We start from the raw sequence: 18667 nt of genomic DNA on the forward strand, positions 1-18667 counted from the left end.
CGTGCCGGCCGTCCGTGCAGTTCTCCTAGCAGCAAGCCCGTAAGTGAGATGGAGAGCGAGCTGGCTCAGCTACAGTCCGGGAACGCCACGCTCAAAATGAAGCGCGAAATCCTTACAAAAGTGATTGCCAGGGAGTCTAAGTGCGATACGCCTTCGCGCGTAAACTGACTTTCTACCTTGGCGGATATTGTGCCGCGTGCTGGCGGTGTCGGTCTCCCGCTTCCATGGTTACCTGCGTCGCCGCGATCGCCCTGACCTAGAGGCGGCCCAGTGCGCTGACATGCGCACGCTTCACGCAGGTAGCCGTTGCACGCCGCGCATGGTCTGTGAGCTGCGCGCATGCACGCACGCCGTGGGCCGCAAGCGCGTGTCCGGCTGATGCGGGATGACGAGCTGCTTGGCAAGACCAAGGACCGCTTCAGGCCGTCGCCAAAAGCTTCTTCGCTCCACTCAAGACGAAGAGGCCACCGGCGTCTACTAGACCCGGGCCGCTGCTCACGCCGCTATCGCTAGCGATAGCGATGGCTTCTATGATTCCGCTCGCTTGCTCGGCGCTTGGATACCTGTCCAACAACGCCTATGCCAAGACACGGAAACAAGCCGCTTAACCCGCGGCTGCTTGGCGTCCGTTCTTAGGGGCAGGTTCAGTATCGAAATTTCTACGCGGGCTCGGTGGCATGTCTTATTCGGTCTTCGTTGAGGATGATTATCCCTATCGGGGTGTCCACAAAATTAGACTAGGACACTCAGCCGCATGGGTGCGATTTTCCCTCTCACCGCGGGAGAGGGTTAGGGTGAGGTGCGGCGCGAAGCGACTCGTTGATTCAAGCCGTTTTCGCTGTGGGTAGAGCTGAGGAGACCGGCGCCACCCTCGGGCGCCTAAACGCTACCGCCAGCCGCACTCACACAATCTCGACCCGCCGCTACAGACACTTGTAAAGTCCGCCCTACGCCACCGTCTGGTGAGCGCGCCGCCTGGCAGTGCATCGCTGTCCCCGCACCGTCAAGCGCACCGGCGAGGATGGTCCCCACCCCCAGGAACCTGCGACTTTGAGCACCCACGACCCAGATCCCACGCAGACGCAACGGCAGGCGGCTTCGGACGAGGCGCGTGCCGCGCCCGCCCAGGACGATGGCAAGGACGGCAGCAAGCAAGCCGACAAGCCGTCGCCGCTGAAGAATCCCAAGGTGAAATGGACGCTGCTGCTGATCGGCCTGGTCGTGCTGATCGGCCTGGTGGCGTGGCTGGTCTACTACCTGACCACCGGCCGCTACCTGCAGGAAACCAACAACGCCTATCTGCAGGCCGATGCGGTGGCAGTGGCGCCGCGGGTCAACGGCTACGTGACCGGCGTGTTCGTCGGCGACAACCAGACGGTCAAGGCCGGGCAGCCGCTGCTGCAGATCGACGAGCGCAGCTACCGCGCCACGCAGCAGCAGGCGCAGGCCGTGGTCGCGGTACGCCAGGCCGATATCGCCGCTGCCGAGGCCGGTCTGCAGGCGCAGCGCGCGACCCTGCTGCAGGCGCGCACCCAGGTCACCGCGGCCGCGGCCAGCCTGCGCTTCGCCCAGGGCGAGGCCAAGCGTTTCGCGCCGCTGGCCGCATCCGGCGCCGATACCCACGAGCATTACGAGAGCATCGTCCACGACCGCGATCGCGCGCAGGCCCAGTACGACGCAGCCAAGGCCCAGGTGGTCGCTGCCGAGAGCCAGGTGCAGGGCGCAGGCGCGCAGCTCGACCAGGCCCGCGCCGGGCTGCAGCAGGCGCAGGCCGACGCCGACCAGGCGCAGGTGGCGATGGAGGACACGCGGCTGACCGCACGCATCGACGGCCGCATCGGCGACAAGACCGTGCAGGTCGGCCAGTTCGTCGCCGCCGGCACCCGGCTGATGAGCGTGGTGCCGGTCGATGCGTTGTACCTGAGTGCCAATTTCAAGGAAACCCAGGTCGGGCTGATGCGGCCCGGGCAGCCGGCGCGGATTGAGGTCGATGCGCTGTCTGGGGTCGAGCTGGACGGCGTGGTCGAAAGCATCGCGCCCGGCACCGGCTCGCAGTTCGCGTTGCTGCCGCCGGAGAACGCCACCGGCAACTTCACCAAGGTGGTGCAGCGGGTGCCGGTGCGGATCCGGCTCAAGGCCGGCGCGGAGGCGCGCAAGGTGTTGGTGCCGGGCATGTCGGTGACGGTCACGGTGGACACGCGCGCGGCCAAGGATGCCAAGGAGCGGGTCGAGCAGGAAGGCGAGCAGGGCGAGGGCAGGCCGTGAACGAGGCCGCCGCTGCGCCGGCGGCCGGTGCCGGCGCACAGCAGAAGGCCGACGCCGGCGCGTGGCTGGCGGTGGCCGCCGGCACCATCGGCTCGTTCATGGCGACGCTGGACATCTCCATCGTCAACGCGGCGTTGCCGACCATCCAGGGCGAGGTCGGCGCCAGCGGCACCGAGGGCACTTGGATCTCCACCGCCTACCTGGTCGCCGAGATCGTGATGATCCCGCTGACCGGCTGGTTCGTGCGCACGCTGGGGCTGCGCAACTTCCTGCTGATCTGCGCGCTGCTGTTCACCTTCTTCTCGGTGGTCTGCGGCTTGTCCAACAGCCTGAGCATGATGATCCTGGGCCGCGTCGGCCAGGGCTTCGCCGGCGGCGCGCTGATTCCCACCGCGCTGACCATCGTCGCCACGCGCCTGCCGCCGGCGCAGCAGACCATGGGTACCGCGCTGTTCGGCATGACCGTGATCCTGGGGCCGGTGATCGGGCCGCTGCTCGGCGGCTGGCTGACCGAGAACGTTAGCTGGCACTACGCCTTCTTCATCAACGTGCCGATCTGCGCCGGGCTGGTGGCGCTGTTGCTGCTCGGCCTGCCGCACGAGCGCATGAACCTGCGCGGACTGCTCGACGCCGACTGGCTCGGCATCTTCGGGCTCACCGCCGGACTCGGCGCGCTGACCGTGGTGCTGGAGGAAGGCCAGCGCGAGCGTTGGTTCGAATCCTCCGAGATCGTGCTGCTGAGCCTGCTCTCGCTGGTCGGCTTCGTCGCCCTGGGCGCCTCGCAGTTTTTCAGCCGGCAACCGGTGATCCGCCTGTCGATCCTGCTGCAGCGCAGTTTCAGCGCGGTGTTCGTGATGGTGATGGCGGTGGGCATGATTCTGTTCGGGGTCATGTACATGATCCCGCAGTTCCTGGCCACGATCTCCGGCTACAACACCGAGCAGTCCGGCTACGTGGTGCTGCTGTCCGGCCTGCCCACGGTGCTGTTGATGCCGCTGATGCCGAAGATGCTGATGCGCGTGGATGTACGCATCCTGGTGATCGGCGGACTCAGCTGCTTCGCCATCGCCTGCTTCGTCAACATGAGTCTCAGCGCCGATTCGGTCGGCATGCATTTCGTGATCGGCCAGTTGCTGCAGGGCTGCGGCCTGGCGCTGGCGATGATGTCGCTGAACCAGGCCGCCATCTCCTCGGTCCCGCCGGAGCTGGCCGGCGATGCGTCCGGGCTGTTCAACGCGGCGCGCAACATGGGTGGTTCGATCGGCCTGGCGCTGATATCCACCTTCCAGGAGCGGCGCATGGTGTTCCACACGCAGATGATCGGCAGCGGCACCAGCGCCAATTCGCCGCTGGCGCAGGACTACCTGCATGGCCTGGCCGCGCAGCTGCAGTCCGCTTCCGGCGCCGGCGCGGCGCTGCAGTCGGTGGCGCAGCTGGCACGCATGGTGCAGCAGCAGGCGCTGGTGATGACTTACAACGACCTGTTCTGGATCTTCGGGGTGATCGTGGTATGCACGATTCCACTGGGGTTGCTGCTCAAACCGCTGCCCAAGGGCAGCGCTCCGCTTGCGATGCATTGAGGATTCCATGGCTCAGCGTTTTTCCCGTGTGCTCGTCCCCGCCGTGCTGCCGCTGCTGCTATCGGCGTGCGTGCTCGGCCCGAACTACGTGAAGCCGCCGCCGGTGGCGGAGGCGGCGCAGGCGCAGCCGCAGCTGCATCGCGCCGATGCGGTCGCCGCCGCGGCAGGCGTGGTGCCGGCCGCGCCGCCGCAGCGCTGGTGGGAGGCGTTGCAGGATCCGCAATTGGACAGCCTGGTCGAACAGGCGCTGCAGAACAGCCCGAATCTGCGCGCCGCGCAGGCCAAGCTGCGCGCCTCGCGCGCGCTGGTGCAGCAGCGCCATGCCGAACAGCTGCCCAGCGTCGGCGCCAATGCCGCCTATCTCAACGCCAGGGCGCCGGACGCGCTGGTCGATGGCTTGGGCAGCGTCGCTGCCGGCAGCGGCCAGCAGCTGTCCATCGATCCGCATGCGCAGCTGTACAGCGTCGGCTTCGACGCCAGCTGGGAGCTGGATTTCTTCGGCCGCCGCCGCCGCGCCAGCGAAGGCGCGCTGGCCGACGCGCAGGCCGATGAGGCCGAGCTGGCCGACACCCAGGTGCAGCTGGCCGCCGAAGTGGGGCAGGCCTACCTGGGCTATCGCGGCACCCGCGAGCGCATCGCCATCGCCCAGCGCAACCTGGAGGCGGCGCGGCAGACCCTGCAACTGACCCGGCAGCGCCGCGAGCGCGGCGCCGACGCCGACCTGCAGGTGGAACGCGCGCAGGCGCAGCTGCAGCAGCAGGAAGCGGTGTTGCCGGACCTGCAGGCGCAGGCGAAGGAAGCGCTAGACCAACTGGCGCTGATGATCGGCCGCGAGCCGGGCGCGCTCGACGCCGCGCTGGCCGCGGACCGTCCATTGCCGACGCTGCCGGCGGTGGTGCCGGTCGACGATGCAGGATCATTGATCCGCCGCCGCCCCGACGTGCGTCGCGCCGAACGCCAGTTGGCGTCCTCGTCGGCGCAGATCGGGCAGGCGCTGAGCGCGTACTTCCCGCAGGTGACCCTGCTCGGCAACATCGGCATGGCCGCGACCTCGCCGGGCGACCTCGGCAGCGATGCGATCAACAGCGTGGTCGCCCCGTTCCTGCGCTGGTCGATCTTCGATTTCGGCGCGACCAAGGCCAAAGTGGCGCAAGCCCGCGCCGGCAATGAGGCGCGCCTGGCCGCCTACGAAGGCACGGTGCTGGCGGCGTTGCAGGACTCCAACAGCGCGCTGGCCCGGTTCGGCGCCGCACGCCAGCAGGCGCTGGCCGCGGCCAAGGCCGAAGCCTCGGCGGACCGTTCCGCGGCGCTGCTGCAGCAGCGCTACGCGGCCGGCGCCTCGTCGCTGATCGATGCGCTGGACGTGCAGCGCCAGCAGGCCTCGGCGCAGGACAGCGCAGTGCAGGCGCGCACCCAGGTGCTGCTGCGCTACGTGGCGCTGCAGAAGAGCCTGGGCCTAGGCTGGGCGTCGCCGCCGGCGCAGACGCCGACACCGGCGCAATAAACGCCTGCGCCGCGGTATCGCCGATGCGGCGGCCGCGGCTACACTGAGGTCGGCCGCGCAATCCCGGCAGCATCGGCGAACGCGCGCCGCGGTGTCTTCCACGGGGAGCAACAGATGGCGTTGAGCGAAGCGAGATCCGACCTGCCGCCTGCCGCGATCGCGGCTGCGGCGGCGCCGCCGGCCAAGGGCAGCGGTTACCTGTCCATCGCCGGCCTGCGCAAGGAATTCGACGGTTTCGTCGCGCTCGACGATGTCGACCTGGATATCCGCAAGGGCGAGATCTTCGCGCTGCTCGGCGGCTCGGGCAGCGGCAAGTCCACGCTGCTGCGCTGCCTGGGCGGGTTCGAACAGCCCAGCCGCGGCCGCATCGTGCTCGACGGCCAGCCGCTGGACGGCCTGCCGCCATACGAGCGCCCGCTCAACATGATGTTCCAGTCCTACGCGCTGTTCCCGCACATGACCGTGGAGCAGAACATCGCCTTCGGCCTGAAGCAGGACGGCCTGTCGCGCGCGGCCATCGCCAAGCGCGTCGGCGAGATGCTGGAACTGGTGCAACTGGGCAAGCTCGGCAAGCGCAAGCCGCATCAGCTCTCCGGCGGCCAGCAGCAGCGCGTGGCGCTGGCGCGTTCGCTGGCCAAGGGGCCGAAGCTGCTGCTGCTGGACGAGCCGATGGGCGCGCTGGACAAGAAGCTGCGCTCGCAGATGCAGCTGGAACTGGTCGGCATCATCGAAACCTCCGGGGTGACCTGCGTGATGGTCACCCACGACCAGGAGGAGGCGATGACCATGGCCACCCGCATCGCGCTGATGGATGCCGGCTGGATCCAGCAGGTCGGCACCCCGGACGAGATCTACGAGCAGCCGGCCAATCGCTTCGCCGCCGAGTTCATCGGTTCGGTGAATCTGATCGACGCGGTCATCGACGAGGACCTGCCGGACTACGTGACCCTGCGCACCGCCGCGTTTGCCGACAGCATCTACGTCGGCCACGGCATCACCGGCATCACCGGGCAGCCGGTGTCGTTCGCGGTGCGCCCGGAGAAGCTGGGCATCGGCAAGGACGCGCCGGCGCAGGCGCACAACAAGGCGCAGGGCACGATCGAGGACATCGCCTATTTCGGTAGCCATTCGGTCTACCACGTGCGCCTGCCCAGCGGCTTCAAGCTGATGGCCAACTTCGCCAACCGGCAACGCTGGGCCAGCGACAACCTGACCTGGGGCGATGCGGTGTGGGTGTGGTGGGGCGACAACGACGGCGTGGTGCTGACCGCATGAGCGCGCCCGCCGCCGCCGCGCCTGCCGCGCCGCCACGGCGCACGCTGCTGCAGCGCCTGCGCCAGCGGCACCTGCCGGGCGCGCGCTGGCTGGTGATCGCCGCGCCGTATCTGTGGCTGCTGCTGTTCTTCGCGATCCCGTTCCTGATCGTGCTGCGCATCTCCTTCGCCGAGCAGGCGATCAGCAGCCCGCCGTACAGCAACCTGCTGGACTACACCGACGGTGTGCTGACGCTGAAGTTCACCCTGCAGAACTACCTGGCGCTGGTGCGCGACAACCAATACATCGAAGCCTACTGGGGCTCGATCAAGATCGCCGGGATCTCCACTCTGTTGACCCTGTTGATCGGCTATCCGATGGCCTATGTGATTGCGCGCCTGTCGCCGTCGGCGCGCAACATCGCGATGATGCTGGTGGTGCTGCCGTCGTGGACCTCGTTCCTGATCCGCGTCTACGCCTGGATCGGCATCCTCGACAGCAACGGCGTGCTCAACCGCACGCTGCTGGCGCTGGGGTTGATCGAGCAGCCGCTGCGCATCCTGTACACGCCGATCGCCGCCTATATCGGCATCGTCTACTGCTATCTGCCGTTCATGGTGCTGCCGCTGTACGCTACGCTGGTGAAGCAGGACCACCGCCTGCTCGAGGCCGCCTACGACCTGGGCGCGCGGCCGTGGAAAGCGTTCGCGACCATCACCTTGCCGATGTCGCGCCCGGGCATCGTCGCCGGCTGCATGCTGGTGATGATCCCGGCGGTGGGCGAGTTCGTGATCCCGGAAATGCTCGGCGGGCCGGACACCTTGATGATCGGCCGGGTGCTGTGGGGCGAGTTCTTCAACAACCGCGACTGGCCGGCGGCGTCGGCGGTGGCGATCGCGATGCTGCTGTTGCTGATGGTGCCGATCCTGATCTTCAACCGCTACCAGCAGCGCCAGCTCGCAGGTGGCCAGGCATGAGCGCGCTGCGCGGCGGGCGCGTGCTGCGCTGGACGGTGCTGACCGGCGGCTTCGCCTTCCTGTACCTGCCGATCCTGCTGTTGATGGTGTACTCGTTCAATTCCTCCAAGCTGGCCACGGTGTGGGCCGGGTTTTCGACCAAGTGGTACGGCGAATTGCTGCGCGACCGGCAGATCCTGCAGGCGGCATGGATCAGCCTGAAGGTGGCGTTCTGGACCGCCACCGCGTCGATGGTGATCGGCACGTTGGCGGCGATGGTGATGACCCGTTTCCGCCGCTTCCCCAGCAAGAGCCTGTTCGGCGCGCTGGTGACCGCGCCGCTGGTGATGCCGGAGGTGATCATCGGCCTGTCGATCATGATGATGCTGGTGTCGATGGGCGGGCTGATCGGCATCCCGCCCAAGGGCGTCACTGCGATCTGGGCCGCGCATGTCACCTTCACCCTGTCCTTCGTCACCGTGGTGGTGTCCTCGCGCCTGCAGGAATTGGATCGCTCGCTGGAAGAGGCGGCGATGGATCTGGGCGCGAACCGGCTCAAGGTGTTCTTCCTGATCACCCTGCCGATCATCGCCCCGGCGCTGGTGTCCGGCTGGTTGCTGGCCTTCACCCTGTCGCTGGACGACGTGGTGATCGCCAACTTCGTCGCCGGGCCCAACTCGACCACGCTGCCGATGACCGTGTTCTCCTCGGTGCGGATGGGGCTGAAGCCGAAGATCAACGCATTGGCCACGCTGATGGTGCTGGCGGTGTCGATTGCGGCCTTTGTCGGCTGGTGGCTGATGGCACGCAGCGAGAAGCGCCGCCAGCGCGACATCCAGCTGGCGCTGCAGCAGGGCGGTTAGCGGAATCTGCGCTTTTCTGTAGGAGCGGCTTCAGCCGCGACCGGGTGTTACCGATAGGTATTACCAGTGACGCGATGCCCCGTCGCGGCTGAAGCCGCTCCTACAAAGGCTGCCGCCACCGCAGAACGCTGTGGTCCATCGCCTCGGCGCCATCGCCACGCCGCCGCAACCTTCGCGGCGCTAGGCTGGGCTGACTTTTTCCAGGAGTCCGTCGCGATGCCTTACGACACCGTCAATCCCGCCACCGGCCAAGTCGACTACAGCCTGGAGCTGATGGATGCCGCCGCCGTCGAGCGGCGCCTGGCCGCGTCCGCGCAGGCCTTCCCCGCATGGGCGGAAACGCCGCTGGAGCAGCGCGGCGCGCTGTTGCGGCAGGTCGGCGTGCAGTTGCGCGCGCGCCGCGAGGAGATCCAGCGGCTGATGACCGCGGAGATGGGCAAGCTGCGCAAGGAGGCGCTGGCCGAGATCGACAAGTGCGCCGATGCCTGCGACTACTACGCCGAGCACGCCGCCGATTACCTGCGCGAGCAGCCGATCGCCACCGATGCGCAGCGCAGCTACGTGCGCTACGAGCCGCTGGGCTGCGTGCTGGCGGTGATGCCGTGGAACTTCCCGCTGTGGCAGGTGTTCCGCTTCCTGGCGCCGGCGCTGATGGCCGGCAACGTGGCGCTGCTCAAGCACGCCAGCAACGTGCCGCGTTGCGCCGATGCGATCCACGCCGCGCTGGCTGCCGCCGGTGTGCCGGCCGGCGTGTTCGACGTGCTGCACATCGACAACGACCAGGCCGCCGAGGTGCTACGCGACGCGCGCATCGCCGCGGTGACCCTGACCGGCAGCGAGCGCGCCGGCCGCTCGATCGCCGCCAACGCCGGCGGACAGCTGAAGAAGTGCGTGATGGAACTCGGCGGCAGCGACGCCTTCGTGGTGCTGGACGACGCCGACCTGGACACCACGGTAGCTGCGGCGGTGAAGTCGCGCTTCGACAACGCCGGGCAGACCTGCATCGCGGCCAAGCGCTTTGTGGTGGTCGACGCCATCGCCGACGCCTTCGTGCGCCGCTTCGTCGCCGCGGCGGCCGAGCGCCGCCTCGGCGATCCGCAGGACGAAGCGACCACGCTGGCGCCGCTGGCGCGGCAGGACCTGCGCGACGAACTGCACAAGCAGGTACAGGCCAGCATCGCCAAGGGCGCCAAGCCGCTGCTCGGCGCCGCGCCCGACATGTCCACCCACGCCGGCTATCCGGCCTCGATCCTGGACCACGTGGTGCCGGGCATGCCGGCCTACGACGAGGAACTGTTCGGCCCGGTCGCCGCGATCCTGCGCGTGGCCGACGAGGCCGAAGCGGTACGCGTGGCCAACGACACCAGCTTCGGCCTGGGCGGCAGCGTGTGGAGCGCCGACCGCGCCCGCGGCGAGCGCGTCGCCCGCCAGCTGCAATGCGGCGCGGCCTTCGTCAACGCCATCGTCAAGAGCGACGTACGCCTGCCGTTCGGCGGCATCAAGCGCTCCGGCTTCGGCCGCGAACTGGCCGAGCACGGCATTCATGAGTTCATGAATATCAAGTCGGTGTATGTGGGTTGAAAGCGGGGATTCGGGAGTCGGGATTGGGGATTCGCTATAGCGGATCCCGATGGCTGAGCCGAACAGCCGCGTTTTAGCGCTCCTGTTGCAACGCTTTCATTTCGCAGCGCGTGGTGTACCGAATCACGTAGGTGAGACGATCAGCTCAGCCGCTTTTGCGAATCCCGACATCCCCAATCCCGAATCCCGGCCCTACAGCCACCTGGCCCGCTTGAACGCCACATACAAGCCCAGGCACACCGCAGCCACGCCGCCGATCATCAGCGGATAGGCCCAGTGCCATTCCAGTTCCGGCATCTGCTTGAAGTTCATGCCGTACCAGCTGGTGATCAGGGTCGGCGCCGCAAGTAGCGCGGCCCAGGCGCCGAGGCGCTTGACCGTCTCGCCCTGGGCCAGGGTCACCAGCGACAGGTTCACGCTCAGCGCGGTGCCGAGCATCTCGCGCAAGGTGTCGATCGCTTCGTTGGTGCGCACCGCGTGGTCGAGCACGTCGCGCACGTACAGCCGCACTTCGTCGGGAATCAGCGGGCCGGGGTTGCGCTTGAGGTGGGACAGCACGTCCTGCAGCGGCGCCACGCCCAGGCGCATCTGGTTGAGTTCGCGCTTGAGTTCGTACAGGCGGATCGCGGTGTCGCGCCGGTAGGCCTCGGCGAAGATGTCCTTCTCCAGGCGCTCCAGGCTCTGCCGGAATTCGTCCAGGATCGGCTGGTAGTTGTCGACGATGTAGTCCAGTACCGCGTACAGCGCGTAGGACGGGCCCAACTGCATCAGCGCCGCTTCGCGCTCCAGCCGCTCGCGCACCGGCGCGTACGGCAGCGAGGCGCCGTGGCGCACGGTCAGCAGGAAGCGCGCCCCGAGGAAGGCGTGGGTCTCGCCGTAGACGATGCGCTCGTCGATCACCTGCGCGGTGTGCACGGCCAGGAACAGCGAATTGCCGTAGGCCTCGACCTTGGGCCGCTGGTGCGCCATGCGCGTGTCTTCGATCGCCAGGTCGTGCAGCTGGAATTCTTCCTGCAGCTTCTGCAGCACGTGGTCGGCGGGTTCGTACATGCCGACCCAGACGAAGCCGTCGGGCGCGGCCAGCACGTCGCTGATCTGTTCCAGGGCGATGTCGTTGCGGCGGCCGTGGCCGTCGTAGTGCACGCAGTTGATGACGCAGGCGGGATTGGCGGGGACGGTGGCCATGGGCAGCAATGGTGTGCGGGCGGGATCAGCGCTGCAAGCGGCGCCGCGTGAACGCCCAGGCCAGCGCGGCGTGCACCGGCAGCAGCAGGGCGATCCACTGCAGGTTGAATTGCGGCTGCAGCATCGACAGCCAGTGGATCAGCAAGGCCGCGCCGGCCAATGCCACCACGGTCCACAGCGCGATGCCGAACCAACGCCCGGGCTGGCGGCCGCGCAGCTGCGCGATGGCGCCGCCGACCAGCAGCAGGCATAGCGGATCGAGCAGCAGCAGGTTGCGATTGGCCCAGGCCGCACGGTGGTCGCTGAAGCCCCACAGGTACAGCAGCACGCCGCCGCCGAGCGCGCACAGCAGCCAGAACGGCAGCGCCAGCGTCGCCAGCCAGCGCGGCCGCCGCGCCAGCGCGACCACGCCGACCGCGACCAGCAGCCCGGCCAGCAGCCATGGCCACCAGTGCCGCGCCTGTTCGCGCGGTTCCGGCGCCAGCCGCTGCGGCAGCAATTGTTGCCGTGCCTGCACCAGCGGGCGTCCGGCGCGGTTGCGCACTTCGCCCAGGCTCTCGGCCAGGCGCATCGGCACGAACGCCTCTTCCCAGCGCGACAGCGGCTTGTCGGCGAACGGCCCCAGGCCCAGGTCGAAGCCCAGCCACATCCACGGTGCCGGCGAGGCCAGGCGTACCGATTCGCTGCGATAGGTGTTGCCGCGCGAACGCCCCGACAGCTGCGCGTGCAGCGTGCCGTCCAGCGCGCGGTCCAGCGCATCGCGGACCATCGTGGCGCAGTTGGCGGTGTAGTAGTCGTAGCGGTAGCGCGCGTTTTCCGGCCGCGCGCGCCAGGCCAGCGCCTGCTGCAGCGCGCGCGCCTGCGCCGGCTCCATGTCCAGCCACTGGATGTCCACGCCGCGGCCGGCGTCGCGGTACTGCGCCAGGTCCTCCTGCAAGGGCAGGGCGACCAGGTAATACCTCATGTCGCCGGCGGCGAAGCGGCTGACGAAGTCCGGCTCGCTGGGATCGAAGAAGCCGAAGTTGTACGAGGTGGCCTGGCCGCTGCGCGGATCCACCACCACGATGGCGTCGTGACCGAAGCGTTCGAAGAACACCTCGCCCGGCTGCATCGTGGCCACGCCGATGCGCGGCGCCGGTGCCGACGCGTCGTCGCCGGGCGGACCGGCAACGGGCGCTGCGGCGGTGGCGGGCGCCAATGCCGGCGGCGCGGCCAGGTCCGCGTCGCCGGCCTGCGCGAACGCCAGCGCCGCCCAGCAGGCCAGCAGCGTGCCCAGCAGCCATTGTGGCCAGCCGCGTGCCGGCCCGCGCGACAGCGCACGCGCGATCAAGCGTCTTCCTGCGGGTCGGGCGGCAGGATGGTGACGTGGAAGGCCTGCACCCGGCGCGCATCGGCGCGCGCCACGCGGAACGCGAAGCGCCCCAGGGTCAGTTCCTCGCCGGTTTCCGGCAGGTGGCCGATGGCCTCGGTGACCAGGCCGCCGACGGTGTCGTAGTCGTCGTCGGAGAAGTCGGCGCCGAAGCGTTCGTTGAAATCCTCGATCGGCGTCAGCGCATCGACCACGTACTGGCCGTCTGCCTGCGCGGCGATCAGCGAGGCTTCGTCCTCGGCGTCGTCGTGCTCGTCGTCGATCTCGCCGACGATCTGCTCCAGCACGTCCTCGATGGTGACCAGCCCGGCGACGCCGCCGTACTCGTCGACCACGATCGCCATGTGGTTGCGCGAGAGCCGGAACTCCTTGAGCAGCACGTTGAGCTTCTTCGACTCGGGGATCAGCACCGCCGGGCGCAGCAGCTCACGCACCGTGCCGGGACCGTGGTCGGCGACCACGCCGCGCAGCAGGTCCTTGGCCAGCAGGATGCCGAGGATGTCGTCCTTGTTCTCGCCATGCACCGGGAAGCGCGAATGGCCGGATTCGACCACCTGCTTCATCAGGTCGAGAAAGCGCGCTTCGGCCGACAGCGACACCATCTGCGAACGCGAGACCATCACATCGCCGACGGTGAGTTCGGACACCGACAGCGCGCCTTCCATCATGCGCAGGGTATCGGCGGCGATCAGCCCGTCGTGCTGGGCGTCGCGCAGCACCTCGACCAGGTCGTCGCGGGTGTGCGGGTCGCCGGAGAAGACCGAGCTCAGGCGTTCCAGCCAGCCGCGGCGTTTTTCGTGGGTTTCCGGAGGGGAGCTACTAGAGTCGTCTTCTGACATGTTCTATGGATACGGCACCCGGTCTGCCGGGCGATGTGCGCAAGTCTAGCAGGGCCAATGGGACAGAGCCGCGACGCCGGCGGCGGCCGCGGCAGCGCGCGCGGGGACGGGTTCAGCCGCCGCTGGCGGGCGTGCGCAGCGGGTCCGGTGCCGGCGGCGCGTCCGGGTCCTCCGGCAGGTCCAGGCTGTAGCTGCAACCGGCCAGGGTCTGGCCCGGATGCGACTTCACCGTGGACAGGCTGAGGATGATCGATTCGATCATCGGCTCGCCGGTCTTCGGATCGGCCACGTCGCGGCTGACCAGCTCGCGGCCGAACATCGCCTTGTCCGGCGTGTCCACCGCCGCCTCCAGCTGCAGCTGCTTGGCCAGCGGGCGCGGATCGGGCAGGTCCAGGATCGCCATCACGCTGGCGCCGGCGACGGCGATGCGCGTGGTGCTGTGGCCGAACACCTGGATCGGCCGCACCAGTTCGTATTCGCTCATGAACAGGTTGGACTGCGGCAGCGGCCGCCAGCCCTGCGCGACGGCTTTCAGCGGATCGGCCAGCAGCGGCCCCAGCGCAGCGAAGTCGGCCACGCGCTGGCGGCATTCGAGCAGCGCCGGCAGGTCGATGGCGGGTGCAGGGGCGGGTGCGGGCGCAGGAGCGGCAGCAGCAGCGGCGGCCGCAGCGGGCAGTGCGGCCGCGAGCGCGAACAGAAGCAACGATGGACGGATCAACGCGCTGGACCTCGGGCCGGAAAGCGGGGAGTTGCGGCGCAGCGGCCGCACGGCAACGTTAGCGCCCGCGCCAGCGCTTGACCAGCCAGTGCCGCGTGCTGGACAAGGTCAGCAGCGCGCTGGCCAGGTACAGCACGGACAGCGCAGCGAGCGTGCCGCCGCTGTCGAACTGGGTGTTCAAGTGGCGGCAGCATAGCCACGCGCCGATCGACAACGGACACAGCAGCGCGACCCGTCCGGCCTGGGCGGCGACGCGCACCGGGCCGCCGACCCGCCCTTGCCGCCGGCGCAGGTAGAACCAGCGCCAGGCGCTGGGCGTGGTCGCCAGCACCAGCAGGGCGAGTGCGCCCAACCAAGGCAGCAACGGCTCGGGCAGGCTGCCGCTGCCGGCGAACAGCGGCGCCGGACGGATCAGGCCCAGATAGAGATAGGCGGCCAGGCCGGCGGCCCACAGCACCACGGCGATGCGCTGCAGCCGCGTGGCGCGTTGGCCGATTCGTTCCTGTGCGGGTTGTCCTGGTTCGAGCATCCGTGTCCACCTCGATCGCTTTCGAAAAACGCGCCGCGTGCGGCAGCCCTCAGCGTTCCCCGGCGTAGGGATCGCCCACGCCCAGGTCGGCCAGGATCTCGCGCTCCAGCTGCTCCATCGCGTCGGCCTCCTTGTCGTCCTCGTGGTCCCAGCCGAGCAGGTGCAGCACGCCGTGCACGGTGAGGTGCGCGTAGTGGGCGTTGAGCGGCTTGCCCTGTTCGGCCGCCTCGCGCGCCACCACCGGCGCACAGATCACCAGGTCGCCGAGCAATGGCAGCTTGACCCCTTTGGGCAGCCCTTCCGGCAGTTCGGCCGGGAAGCTGAGCACGTTGGTGGCGTAGTCCTTGCCGCGGTAGTGGTGGTTGAGCGAGCGGCCTTCCTTGTCGTCGACCAGGCGGATCGCCAGGTCGGCTTCGCGGATGCGGCCCTTCAGCGCCGCGGCCACCCATTTGCGGAAGCTCGCCGCCGCCGGCAACCCGGCGCGGGGCAGGGCGTAGCTGACGCCGACGTCGAGGTGGACCGGACCTTTGGTCATGGCGATACCGGCAATCAGAGCGGACAGGAGCCGACAGTATCGCGCGTGCGGCGCGTCACCGCGACTTCCCGTCGGCGGCGGCGTAGGCGATCTCGCCCACGTCGTTTGCGTCGGCATGCGCGTCGGCATCACGGTCGATGCCCGCGTCCTTGACCGAGTCGTGGCAGTTGAAGTCCTTGTGGGTCGTGGTCTTGCGGACCAGCTCCACGCCTTCTCGCTCTTGCTTGCCTCGTGCACGCACAAGAGCGGCGCGATCTGCTGTGGGATGGATGGTGCGCCCTACGGCAGGGTCAGGTGACGCATTCGGTCAGCGCCAGCACGGGCGGTCCGCCGGAGGCGGCGCGGTAGACCACACCGCCCATCGGCCCGTCCTGGCAGTCCGGGTTGGTGCGCTCGACCTCGATCGCCGGCACCAGGCCCGGCAGCGCGTCCATCCACACTGCGGCTTGTCCATGTTCGAGCAGCTGTCCCACGAAATACAGGCTGTCGGTGGGGACGTTCGCCTCTTCGGCCACGGCGCAGCCGAAGCGGTCGTGTGCGCCGCCGGCGACGGCCAGGAGCGCTTGCGCACGCCCTCCGGCGATCCAGGCCAACCGCTGTCGCTCGTCGTCTCTCGGCGCGGTGGCGGAGGCGCGCCAGGCGTCGGCGGCGCGTTTGAGTTCGGCGCCAGGGAGGCTGATGGTCGCGTTGTTTACCCTGACCGACAGGCACGGCGGTGCCATGGTTTGGGCGAGGGCGATGCGCTGTGGCGTCGCCGGAATCGCCGCCTGGGTCTGGGCGAGGCCGCACTGGTTGCAGGCCATGCCGAGCAGGGCCGTCAGCGCAACGCCGGGCCAGCGCCGGGTCACGCGGCCGGACCGGTCGCCTTGTCGGTGAAATCGCGCTTTTCGTAGGCGGTGACGATGCGCGCCACCAGCGGGTGGCGCACCACGTCGCGCGCCTCGAAGAAGGTGAAGCTGACCCCCTCGACCTCGTGCAGCACTTCGATCGCGTCGCGCAGGCCGGACTTGACGTGCTTGGGCAGGTCGATCTGGGTCAGGTCGCCGGTGACCACCGCGGTGGAGCCGAAGCCCAATCGGGTCAGGAACATCTTCATCTGCTCGATGGTGGTGTTCTGCGCCTCGTCCAGGATCACGTAGGCGTCGTTGAGCGTGCGCCCGCGCATGTAGGCCAGCGGCGCGATCTCGATGACGTTTTTTTCCAGCAGCTTGATCACCTTCTCCACGCCGAGCATCTCGTACAGCGCGTCGTACAGCGGGCGCAGATAGGGATCCACCTTCTGGCTCAGGTCGCCCGGCAGGAAGCCGAGCTTCTCGCCGGCTTCCACCGCCGGGCGCACCAGGATCAGCCGCTGCACGCGCGATTCGTTCAGCGCCTCGACCGCGCTGGCCACTGCCAGGAAGGTCTTGCCGGTGCCGGCTGGGCCGACGCCGAAGTTGATGTCGTGGCTGGCGATCTGGTGCAGGTACTTGGCTTGGTTGGCGCCGCGGCCGCGCACGGTGCCGCGCTTGACCTTGATCGCCACTTCCTGCGGTTCGTAGGCGCGCTGCGCGACGCGGTCGACATTGGCCTGGTTGAGCCGCAGGTGGATGGCCTGATCGTCGAACACCACGCTGTCGGCCTCGGCATACAGGGCCTGCAGCAAAATCTCGGCGGCGGCGACCGCGCTGGACGGGCCGGTGATCCGGAACACGTTGCCGCGGTTGGAGATCTCCACGCCCAGGCGCAGTTCGATCTGGCGCAGGTGCGCGTCGAACGGCCCGGCCAGGTTGGCCAGGCGTTCGGTGTCGGCGGGTTCCAGGGTGAAATCGCGTTGCGTGGGAATGGTCATTCGATGCGGACGCGGCGGGCGCGTGGCTGCCGGCGTCGTTCAGGACAGGGAAGGCAAGCGTAGCGCGCGCGGTGGTGAAGGACCAGTCGCGTCCCGCGCGGACGAAGCGGCGCGCGCTGGTGGCGCGCGCTGCGCTCAGCCGGCGTCGACGAGCAGGCGCCCGCGCAAGGAATTGCTCAGCGCCTCGGTGATCGCCACCTCGACGAACTGGCCGACCAGGCGCGGATGCCCGGGGAAGTTCACCGAGCGCATGTTCTCGGTCTTGCCGGTCAGCTCGGCCGGGTTCTTTTTCGACGGGCCTTCGACCAGCACCGTCTGCACGCTGCCGACCATGTCGCGCGAGATCTGCAGCGAGTGCGCGTTGATGTGCGCCTGCAGCCGCGCCAGCCGCGCGTGCTTGACCGCGTCGGGCGTGTTGTCTTCCAGGTCCGCCGCGGGCGTGCCCGGGCGGCGCGAGTAGATGAAGGAGAAGCTCTGGTCGAAGCCAACGTCCTCGATCAGCTTCATGGTCTTGTCGAAGTCGGCGTCGGTCTCGCCGGGGAAGCCGACGATGAAGTCCGAACTGATCGAGATGTCCGGGCGCACCGCGCGCAGCTTGCGGATCTTCTGCTTGAATTCCAGCGCGGTGTAGCCGCGCTTCATCGCGCTGAGGATGCGGTCGCTGCCGGCCTGCACCGGCAAATGCAGGTAGTTGGCCAGCTGCGGCACGTCGCGATACGCATCGACCAGCGAATCGCTGAACTCCAGCGGATGCGAGGTGGTGAAGCGGATGCGGCCGATGCCGTCGATCTGCGCGATGCTGCGGATCAGCAGGCCCAGGTCGGCGTACTGCGGCTGCTCGCCGGCCTCGGCGTCGGCGTATGGCCCGCGGTAGGCATTGACGTTCTGGCCGAGCAGGTTGATCTCGCGCACGCCCTGTGCGGCCAGTTGCGCCACTTCCACCAGCACGTCCTCGAACGGCCGGCTGATCTCCTCGCCGCGGGTATAGGGCACCACGCAGAACGAGCAGTACTTGGAGCAGCCTTCCATGATCGACACGAACGCCGACGGGCCGTCGGCGCGCGGTTCCGGCAGGCGGTCGAACTTCTCGACTTCGGGGAAGCTGATGTCCACCTGCGACTTGCCCGATTCGCGCCGCGCGCGGATCAGCTCCGGCAGCCGGTGCAGGGTCTGCGGGCCGAACACCAGGTCCACGTAGGGCGCGCGCTTGACGATCGCCTCGCCCTCCTGCGACGCCACGCAGCCGCCGACGCCGATGATCACCGGCTTGCCGCCGGCCTTCAGCGCTTTCCAACGGCCGAGCTGGCTGAATACCTTCTCCTGCGCCTTCTCGCGGATCGAGCAGGTGTTGACCAGTACCACGTCGGCTTCTTCGGGGTTGTCGGTCAGTTCCAGGCCCTCGGCGGCGGCGAGCACGTCGGCCATCTTGGCCGAGTCGTACTCGTTCATCTGGCAACCGTGGGTCTTGATGTACAGCTTGCCGCGCACCACCGCCGGCGCCGTCGGCCGGGTGGCAGGCAGCGGCAGCAGGGCAGGGGCGCCCGCGGCGGGAGCCGCGAGTGGCGAAACGGGGGCTGGCGTCCCGGGCATGGCGCTTACTCCAGACGGGTTGCGGGCGCGGCCGGCGATGGCCGCGATCAGCCGCGCATTGTATCGGC

Annotated in this window: 17 protein-coding genes; 7 read left to right on the plus strand and 10 right to left on the minus strand. The window is 68.7% G+C overall.

What is annotated here, in order from left to right; all coding sequences use genetic code 11:
- Positions 1 to 1050 precede the first annotated feature (1050 nt).
- From HEP73_RS08565 to HEP73_RS08595, 7 genes are all read left to right on the plus strand, one after another.
- Positions 1051 to 2265, plus strand: a complete 1215-nt coding sequence (locus HEP73_RS08565) for an HlyD family secretion protein (protein WP_185822862.1) — start codon at positions 1051 to 1053, stop codon at positions 2263 to 2265.
- A complete protein-coding gene (locus HEP73_RS08570) occupies positions 2262 to 3845 on the plus strand; it encodes a DHA2 family efflux MFS transporter permease subunit (protein ID WP_185822863.1) in 1584 nt (527 codons plus the stop codon). The genes HEP73_RS08565 and HEP73_RS08570 overlap by 4 nt, the downstream gene beginning before the upstream one ends.
- A 7-nt stretch (positions 3846 to 3852) precedes the next feature.
- Positions 3853 to 5349 (plus strand): efflux transporter outer membrane subunit, encoded by a 1497-nt coding sequence (locus tag HEP73_RS08575; RefSeq protein WP_185822864.1) that lies wholly within the window; start codon positions 3853 to 3855, stop codon positions 5347 to 5349.
- Between the two features lie 114 nt (positions 5350 to 5463).
- Positions 5464 to 6624, plus strand: coding sequence for an ABC transporter ATP-binding protein (locus tag HEP73_RS08580; RefSeq protein ID WP_185822865.1), 1161 nt, complete (start codon positions 5464 to 5466; stop codon positions 6622 to 6624).
- Positions 6621 to 7580 carry an ABC transporter permease subunit gene (locus HEP73_RS08585; protein WP_185822866.1) on the plus strand — a complete coding sequence of 320 codons (960 nt, stop codon included), beginning with the start codon at positions 6621 to 6623 and terminating at the stop codon, positions 7578 to 7580. Before HEP73_RS08580 ends, HEP73_RS08585 begins: the two co-directional genes overlap by 4 nt.
- The gene (locus tag HEP73_RS08590) at positions 7577 to 8422 is read left to right on the plus strand and encodes an ABC transporter permease subunit (protein WP_185822867.1); all 846 of its coding nucleotides are present in this window, start codon (positions 7577 to 7579) and stop codon (positions 8420 to 8422) included. The genes HEP73_RS08585 and HEP73_RS08590 overlap by 4 nt, the downstream gene beginning before the upstream one ends.
- 216 nt (positions 8423 to 8638) lie before the next feature.
- On the plus strand, positions 8639 to 10003 hold the full coding sequence (locus tag HEP73_RS08595) for an NAD-dependent succinate-semialdehyde dehydrogenase (protein ID WP_185822868.1): 1365 nt from the start codon (positions 8639 to 8641) through the stop codon (positions 10001 to 10003).
- Positions 10004 to 10195: 192 nt separating this feature from the next.
- Here HEP73_RS08595 and HEP73_RS08600 read toward each other — a convergent pair whose 3' ends face one another.
- The 10 genes from HEP73_RS08600 to miaB all read right to left on the minus strand — a co-directional run bounded on the left by HEP73_RS08600 (position 10196) and on the right by miaB (position 18599).
- Positions 10196 to 11188: a magnesium and cobalt transport protein CorA gene (locus HEP73_RS08600; protein ID WP_185816009.1), complete on the minus strand. Its 993-nt coding sequence runs from the start codon at positions 11186 to 11188 to the stop codon at positions 10196 to 10198.
- A gap of 25 nt (positions 11189 to 11213) precedes the next feature.
- Positions 11214 to 12299 carry a lipoprotein N-acyltransferase Lnb domain-containing protein gene (locus HEP73_RS08605; RefSeq protein ID WP_185823356.1) on the minus strand — a complete coding sequence of 362 codons (1086 nt, stop codon included), beginning with the start codon at positions 12297 to 12299 and terminating at the stop codon, positions 11214 to 11216.
- Between the two features lie 215 nt (positions 12300 to 12514).
- Positions 12515 to 13396: an HlyC/CorC family transporter gene (locus HEP73_RS08610; protein ID WP_184410344.1), complete on the minus strand. Its 882-nt coding sequence runs from the start codon at positions 13394 to 13396 to the stop codon at positions 12515 to 12517.
- 112 nt (positions 13397 to 13508) lie between these two features.
- Complete coding sequence (locus HEP73_RS08615; protein ID WP_185822869.1) at positions 13509 to 14114, minus strand: hypothetical protein; 606 nt, start codon at positions 14112 to 14114, stop codon at positions 13509 to 13511.
- Positions 14115 to 14172: 58 nt separating this feature from the next.
- On the minus strand, positions 14173 to 14643 hold the full coding sequence (locus HEP73_RS08620; protein ID WP_185822870.1) for a hypothetical protein: 471 nt from the start codon (positions 14641 to 14643) through the stop codon (positions 14173 to 14175).
- Positions 14644 to 14692: 49 nt separating this feature from the next.
- Positions 14693 to 15178 (minus strand): rRNA maturation RNase YbeY, encoded by a 486-nt coding sequence (gene ybeY, locus HEP73_RS08625; protein WP_185816012.1) that lies wholly within the window; start codon positions 15176 to 15178, stop codon positions 14693 to 14695.
- 55 nt (positions 15179 to 15233) lie between these two features.
- Positions 15234 to 15386, minus strand: a complete 153-nt coding sequence (locus HEP73_RS08630) for a hypothetical protein (RefSeq protein ID WP_185822871.1) — start codon at positions 15384 to 15386, stop codon at positions 15234 to 15236.
- A gap of 82 nt (positions 15387 to 15468) precedes the next feature.
- On the minus strand, positions 15469 to 15981 hold the full coding sequence (locus HEP73_RS08635) for a hypothetical protein (protein ID WP_185823357.1): 513 nt from the start codon (positions 15979 to 15981) through the stop codon (positions 15469 to 15471).
- Positions 15982 to 16022: 41 nt separating this feature from the next.
- Positions 16023 to 17009 carry a PhoH family protein gene (locus HEP73_RS08640; RefSeq protein WP_185816014.1) on the minus strand — a complete coding sequence of 329 codons (987 nt, stop codon included), beginning with the start codon at positions 17007 to 17009 and terminating at the stop codon, positions 16023 to 16025.
- A gap of 135 nt (positions 17010 to 17144) precedes the next feature.
- A complete protein-coding gene (miaB, locus tag HEP73_RS08645; RefSeq protein WP_185822872.1) occupies positions 17145 to 18599 on the minus strand; it encodes a tRNA (N6-isopentenyl adenosine(37)-C2)-methylthiotransferase MiaB in 1455 nt (484 codons plus the stop codon).
- Between the last annotated feature and the right edge of the window lie 68 nt (positions 18600 to 18667).

The organism is Xanthomonas sp. GW, assembly GCF_014236815.1.
Lineage (GTDB): Bacteria > Pseudomonadota > Gammaproteobacteria > Xanthomonadales > Xanthomonadaceae > Xanthomonas_A.

Coding starts and splice junctions, on each gene's coding strand:
- HEP73_RS08575 (WP_185822864.1), top strand. CDS start 3,853: ATGGCTCAGCGTTTTTCCCGTGTGCTCGTCCCCGCCGTGCTGCCGCTG.
- HEP73_RS08580 (WP_185822865.1), top strand. CDS start 5,464: ATGGCGTTGAGCGAAGCGAGATCCGACCTGCCGCCTGCCGCGATCGCG.
- HEP73_RS08585 (WP_185822866.1), top strand. CDS start 6,621: ATGAGCGCGCCCGCCGCCGCCGCGCCTGCCGCGCCGCCACGGCGCACG.
- HEP73_RS08590 (WP_185822867.1), top strand. CDS start 7,577: ATGAGCGCGCTGCGCGGCGGGCGCGTGCTGCGCTGGACGGTGCTGACC.
- HEP73_RS08595 (WP_185822868.1), top strand. CDS start 8,639: ATGCCTTACGACACCGTCAATCCCGCCACCGGCCAAGTCGACTACAGC.
- HEP73_RS08600 (WP_185816009.1), bottom strand. CDS start 11,188: ATGGCCACCGTCCCCGCCAATCCCGCCTGCGTCATCAACTGCGTGCAC.
- HEP73_RS08605 (WP_185823356.1), bottom strand. CDS start 12,299: ATGCAGCCGGGCGAGGTGTTCTTCGAACGCTTCGGTCACGACGCCATC.
- HEP73_RS08610 (WP_184410344.1), bottom strand. CDS start 13,396: ATGTCAGAAGACGACTCTAGTAGCTCCCCTCCGGAAACCCACGAAAAA.
- HEP73_RS08620 (WP_185822870.1), bottom strand. CDS start 14,643: ATGCTCGAACCAGGACAACCCGCACAGGAACGAATCGGCCAACGCGCC.
- ybeY (WP_185816012.1), bottom strand. CDS start 15,178: ATGACCAAAGGTCCGGTCCACCTCGACGTCGGCGTCAGCTACGCCCTG.
- HEP73_RS08635 (WP_185823357.1), bottom strand. CDS start 15,981: ATGGCCTGCAACCAGTGCGGCCTCGCCCAGACCCAGGCGGCGATTCCG.
- HEP73_RS08640 (WP_185816014.1), bottom strand. CDS start 17,009: ATGACCATTCCCACGCAACGCGATTTCACCCTGGAACCCGCCGACACC.
- miaB (WP_185822872.1), bottom strand. CDS start 18,599: ATGCCCGGGACGCCAGCCCCCGTTTCGCCACTCGCGGCTCCCGCCGCG.